Here is a 4,534-nt window from a genome sequence, read left to right on the forward strand (position 1 = left end):
GCGCCGCAACACTCTTCTGGGTTTTATGTCTTAACTTATTTGGCTATAGCTATACTTTTTGGGCTTGGTTCAGATTTGATGATAAAAACATCAAAATTGGTTTCATAATCATAACTAGTACTGCTGGTTTATTAGGGCGGGAATTTTCCAAAAACACCAATCATGAAAAAAAGAGTTAATCTTACCTTTCCCAAACGAGCTATCAGCATACCGATTACCTATCGGCTTGCCAAAGATTTTAATATTGCCGCAAATATCATTCGCGCTCAGGTTGCCCCCAATAAAGTCGGCAAAATGGTGCTAGAGCTATCTGGTGACATCGATCAGCTCGAAGAAGCCCTAGACTGGATGCGATCGCAGGATATTGAGGTTTCATTACATGGGCGGGAAATTGTAATTGACGATACTACCTGCGTCGATTGTGGTCTTTGTACAGGTGTATGCCCTACGGAAGCCCTTACCCTCGATCCTAAGACCTTTCAACTCAACTTTTTGCGATCGCGCTGTGTTGTCTGCGAACAATGCATTACAGCTTGTCCAGTTAATGCCATATCCATCAATTTGTAAGTTTGATTATAGAGCCGAAAAAAGTCAGATCGCTTACCATAACGTCTCTTTTTGACTTAGATTCGACTATTTCGACTATGACCATTTCGACTATAATGATACAAAAAGTAACAATTTTTCACAAACCTTTTAACCAACTAAGTTTTGAGTCATAACTCATGCATTTTGAGTTTTTTTCGTTAGAAATTATTCAAGAATGGATACAGCAGTATGGATACTGGATCGTTTTCTTCGGCATTATGCTGGAGAACGCGGGTATCCCCTTACCAGGAGAAACGATCACCCTAGTCGGTGGATTTCTGGCTGGTAATGGCGAATTGCGCTATCCATTACTTTTGTTAAGTGCCGTTGCAGGGGCGATTTTAGGAGACAGCGCTGGCTATTGGCTGGGGCGCTGGGGTGGATTACCTGCCCTAGAAAAAATCGGCAAGTTGTTTCGGATGCCCACCGATGAAATTGCGATCGCCCGCGAGAAATTTCGCAGCAGTGCTGATCGAGCCGTGTTTTTTGGCAGATTTATCGCCATCTTGCGAATTTTTGCTGGACCAATGGCAGGATTATCAGGGATGTCCTACTCGCGATTCCTATTTTTTAATGCCACGGGTGCATTAGTTTGGGGAACAGTTACGACGGGCATAGCCTACTATGCAGGTACTTTAATTCCTTTAGAAACCCTAGTGTCTGGAGTTGTAAGGATTAGTTCAATTATTTTAAGTGGTGTTTTGCTCTGGTTTGCGGCTCCGCCAGCCTTCTTTTGGCTCAAGGAAAGAATTAGTAATTGGCGCAACCCAAATCATCCTCAGCCCCCTAAAACCAATCACTCCAATCTCCAATCCGCCTCAGAATCCCCCATCCTTTTACCAATTACCGAAGATAAAGTTGCAGTCAAGCTCGAAAAAGAATAAAGCAAAAAACTGCCAAACGGCAGTTTTTTTGCTTTGTGGATTCTTACTCTCTTCCCACTAAAGAAATAGACATTTAAAACCAAAGCTGAAAATGGCGTAGCCATTTTCAGCTTTGAAAATCCCTACTGGGTTTGGTTTGTAATTCACAAAAGTGTTTTCACTCTTTCGTGAATTGGTATAAAACCAATAAATAGCGGTGCGAGGCGAAGCCTCGCACCGCTATTTATTGACTGGGAAGGGATTATATACGGAGAGAGAGGGATTCGAACCCTCGGTTGCTTTCACAACATTCGATTTCAAGTCGAACGCATTCGACCACTCTGCCATCTCTCCCGTTTGGTATTCTAACCTATGGTTACGCCTAATACAAGCAAAAAAATAAAGACCCACTGAGCGGGTCTTTATTTTTTTGCCTAAGAACGAAGTTTTGATAATTTCAAGTTCCAGTGGCAAAGTACCACACGGAAATTATCACGGAAATCATCTCGATCGCACTGTTTACGCTTTGACTGCGGACATCGATAGAGTGTAGTAGCCTAGCTGATTAGGAACTCTCTCCCACTTGCCATCCAATTTACCCTTGGATAGATTCTTGGTGACGCGATCCTTGGCTTGACGGAAATTTTCTACGGAGAGATCGCCATACAGGGCTTTGACAACGCTATCAGCATTAACAAACTCACCTTTACGCTCTTGCAATACCTTCTCGATCGCATCGGTCAAGGTGTTGCCTTGATATAGAGGGCGCATGACTAAGGAACTCAAACGACCAGACTTCTTGGGTTGTGCTGCTTTAGGCACTTCTACTTCTGCCTTTTTTGTAGCTTTAGGAGCTACTTTTGCAGGAGCGGTTACCTTAGGAGCAGGCTTGGTTGCTTTAGGAGCCTTAGTTGCTTTAGGTGCAACAGCAACTTTAGTAGGTTTAGGAGCCTTGGTTGCCTTAGCTACAGGTGTCTTTTTAGGCTCTTCGACTTTGACCGATGCGGCTCTACCTCTTTTAATCGTTGAGGTTGGAACTGTTTTCAAGGTTTCTAGAGACAGGGTATAGTAACCAAGTTGGTTAGGAACGCGCTTCCATCTATTTTCACCCTTACCCTTGGAGAGGTTTTTGGTGACTCGCTCCTTAGCAACGCGGAATACCGTTTCAGTCAAATCACCGTAAAGGATATTTACTACGTCATCGGCATTAACAGCTTGACCTTCACGTTCATCCAAAATCTTTTCGATCGCTTCTGTCAGGGTCAGTCCTTCGTAAGCAGGACGAGTTGTCAAAGAACCACGACGATGTCCTCTTCCTCTTCCTTTTGCAGCAGGTGTAGCGACGGGGGCTGCTTCGGGTTGAGCGATGGCTTTGGGTTTGCGACCTTTAGTGGGGGCGGGTGGAACTTCAGCAATTACAACGGGAGCAGCAACGGGAGCAACAGCAACTTCTTTCTTTTTAGCCTTAGCTTTAGGAGTTTCGGCGGGTAAGGTTCCAAGGAGGGCTTCAACGTGAGCGAGTTGGGCACGGGCTTGGGCAACTTTATCTTCATATTCAGATAGGAAGCCTTGCAAACTACTGTGCAAAGCTTGTAAGGTCGCACCAAAACCTTCTGGCTGTAGGGTTACAGGTAGATCTATAGTCATATTACGGGAACCAAGAGAATAATGTTAGTTGATTTGATTAGTTTGTTTCCTCATACTTTTACTTATGATAGAAGAAACTTATCATTCCGTTCTATCACGTTTTGAGAGAACTCGCAATAGTTTAGAAAGAATTCTCACCATTATCTATTTTCTTAGAAGTAAGGCTTCATATAAAGCATCGTCTCTCTTACCAGTTGCCATTCTTTTAACCCTAGTAGAAATTTTGCCTCAGCAGCGCGATCGCTATTGGGATATCTCTCCAGTATTGTCTTTAAATAATGAGGTTGGTCGCTGAGAAAGAAGCTAGAAAATAGCAAATCGTCAATATATGTGCTTTGAGGAAACTTAGTTTGTAACTCAAAAACGATCTTATCGATTCGCTTTTGATAGTCAGAGCCTAAACTTCTACCTTTTGCGTAATCAAAGTAAAAGTAATTACCTGTAGCTGCTGGGAGCCTAGATAAGATTCTTTCAAAACTGCTGTTAAATTGATTAAAGCTTACAGTTGCAGTTACTCCTACAGGTGGGTGGATATATGATCGATTATGGTTTTCCCACTGGTCAAATAAGGTCATTGCCATCATATATAAAGTTTTTTCTCGAACTGTTGGGGATGTGCTGTTGTCTTCGAGCAGTTCTTGATAGATAGAGATTGCGATCGCATTTTCACTATGCTCTCGATATTTAGCCCTAATCTCTTCATAGTCGCGCTTTGATTCATCGCATACCCACCATTTACGACAACCTTGATAGCCTCGATAGATTGGGTTAGGCAACTGATAGAGCTGATCACTATGTAAGACTGGCAAATTTAAGCGACCGTTTTTCCATCCGCCGATACCCGCCCAATTTGAGGCAATTTGATAGCGCGATTCGGGTGTATTTTCGATTTGCCATTGAAGCAGCTTTTGCCAGCGCAGTTTTTGTTCGCTCAACAGCGATTGAGTTTCTTTTTTGTATCTAGTAGGCAGTCAAGTAATTATTGACGGGTAGAGGCGAAGCAATTTAATGCGAGCATCAGCAGTAGTAAATTGCCAATTGACTTTACAAGAGAGAGAATTCCTGCGATTTTCCCAAGCCGAGACTTCCTGAATCAAAAGCTGTTTATCAGGAATACGACGGTCGAGACATTGGCGATTTAAAACACTCAACTCAATTTCAGCCATATTGAGCCAACTGCCATGCTTTGGGGTGTAGTAAAACTCAATTTTGTCGAGAATTCTTCTGGCTTCCTCAGGCAGAAAAGCCTTGTAAAGAGATGATTTAACGTGAGTGTTGAGGTTATCTTGAGCAAGACGGATTTTGATGGCATGGGGATAACGTTGGTCAACCAAATATTTGATTTGGTGAGCATAGTCAATTTGGGTACGATGGTCAGTCACAACCACATGCCGCCATCCGACTAAAGGCTCAAACATCATAAACAAATTACAAAC

General features: G+C 42.9%; 5 protein-coding genes and 1 tRNA gene. 2 read left to right on the forward strand and 4 right to left on the reverse strand.

All coding sequences use genetic code 11. The features are described 5' to 3' along the window. Positions 1-162 precede the first annotated feature (162 nt). Both AC805_RS00330 and AC805_RS00335 read left to right on the forward strand, forming a co-directional pair. Entirely contained in the window at positions 163-567 is a 405-nt protein-coding gene (locus AC805_RS00330; protein ID WP_055073565.1) for an NIL domain-containing protein, read from the forward strand. Between the two features lie 158 nt (positions 568-725). Continuing rightward, entirely contained in the window at positions 726-1,472 is a 747-nt protein-coding gene (locus tag AC805_RS00335) for a DedA family protein (protein WP_055073566.1), read from the forward strand. A gap of 248 nt (positions 1,473-1,720) precedes the next feature. Here the strand turns inward: AC805_RS00335 and AC805_RS00340 are convergent. The 4 genes from AC805_RS00340 to AC805_RS00355 form a co-directional block, all read right to left on the reverse strand. Further along, positions 1,721-1,805, reverse strand: a tRNA-Ser gene (locus tag AC805_RS00340). A 165-nt stretch (positions 1,806-1,970) separates the two neighbouring features. After that, positions 1,971-3,098: a hypothetical protein gene (locus tag AC805_RS00345; protein ID WP_055073567.1), complete on the reverse strand. Its 1,128-nt coding sequence runs from the start codon at positions 3,096-3,098 to the stop codon at positions 1,971-1,973. 152 nt (positions 3,099-3,250) lie between these two features. Then, entirely contained in the window at positions 3,251-4,033 is a 783-nt protein-coding gene (locus AC805_RS00350) for a hypothetical protein (protein WP_055073568.1), read from the reverse strand. 36 nt (positions 4,034-4,069) lie between these two features. After that, positions 4,070-4,534: transposase (locus tag AC805_RS00355; protein ID WP_055073569.1), on the reverse strand; the 465-nt coding region annotated here is incomplete at its 5' end.

Origin of the sequence: Pseudanabaena sp. 'Roaring Creek' (assembly GCF_001402795.1) — a bacterium.
GTDB lineage: Bacteria > Cyanobacteriota > Cyanobacteriia > Pseudanabaenales > Pseudanabaenaceae > Pseudanabaena.